Origin of the sequence: Micrococcus sp. HMSC31B01 (genome assembly GCF_001816085.1) — a bacterium.
Taxonomy (GTDB): domain Bacteria; phylum Actinomycetota; class Actinomycetes; order Actinomycetales; family Micrococcaceae; genus Micrococcus; species Micrococcus luteus.
This window is the reverse complement of the sequence record NZ_KV824909.1, coordinates 1,610-2,837: the sequence shown is the minus strand read 5'-3', so window position 1 is coordinate 2,837 and position 1,228 is coordinate 1,610. Positions and strand designations below refer to the sequence as shown.

Here is a 1,228-nt window from a genome sequence, read left to right as displayed (position 1 = left end):
TCCCGCGCCCGTGCCGGGGCGGGCCTGCTCGCCGCAGCCGTGCTCATGGTGGGGCTCTCCGGTTGCGCGGTCGCGGAGGACGGCGGCGAGGCCGCGTCCGAGGCCGCGAGCTCCTCCTCCTCGCAGGCGACGGACACCTCGGCCGAGGCCGGGGGACAGCCCGTGGCGGACACCGCCGTCGGGAACGCCGCGAGGACCGCGCTGCCCTCCGTGGTGACCATCTCCGCGACGTCGAGCTCCGCCTCCGGTTCCGGTTCCGGGTCGATCCTGGACACGGAGGGGCACATCCTCACGAACACCCACGTGGTCACCCTCGGCGGCCAGGCCAACGACGCCGAGCTGACGGTGCGCACCTCGGACGGGGAGGTCTACGCTGCCACCGTCGTGGGCACCGACCCGCTGTCCGACCTGGCCGTCATCAAGATCGACGCCCCGGACCTCACCCCCATCCAGATCGGCCGGTCCGGGGATTTGAAGGTCGGGGACGAGGCCGTCGCCATCGGCGCCCCCCTGGGCCTGCCGAACACCGTGACCGACGGGATCATCTCCACCCTGGACCGGACCATCGCGGTGGCGTCCTCCGAGGCGCCCGAGCCGCAGGGCGAGAGCTCCGGCTCGTCCTCCGGCACCGATCAGTACCGTTTCCAGCTGCCGGGCACCCCGCAGGGCACCCGGGGCGAGGTGTACATCAACGTGCTGCAGACCGACGCGGCCATCAACCCCGGCAACTCCGGAGGCGCGCTCGTCGACGCCGAGGGTCGCCTGGTGGGCGTGAACGTCGCGATCGCCTCGGCCGGCCAGGACCCGAGCGAGGCGGGCAACATCGGGGTCGGATTCGCCATCCCCGTGGACTACGCCCAGCGGGTCGCACAGGACCTGATCGACCACGGCAAGGCCACGCATGCCATGCTCGGCGTGAGCGTCACCCCGGAGCCCGCCGAGGTGCAGGGCGGCAGCGAGAACGCCCGGACCGTGTTCAGCGACGGCGCCCGCGTCCAGCAGGTCGTGGGAGAGTCGGCGGCCGACGCGGCCGGGCTGAAGGAGGGCGACGTGATCACCGCCGTCGGCGACCGCGCGGTGATCGACTCCGAGTCCCTCACCGCCGTCGTCCGCGAGCACCGCGTGGGAGACTCGGTGGACGTCACCTACCTCCGCGACGGCGCGGAGCAGACGACCGAGGTGACGTTCACGGAGGACACCCGCTCGTGACCACCACGCTCACCACCCC

Annotated in this window: 1 protein-coding gene; it reads left to right on the top strand. The window is 73.0% G+C overall.

Going from position 1 to position 1,228, the window contains the following annotated elements; all coding sequences use genetic code 11:
- A partial coding sequence (locus HMPREF3105_RS01445) for a S1C family serine protease (protein WP_036314375.1) occupies positions 1-1,209 on the top strand: 1,209 nt, incomplete at its 5' end.
- Positions 1,210-1,228: the final 19 nt, after the last annotated feature.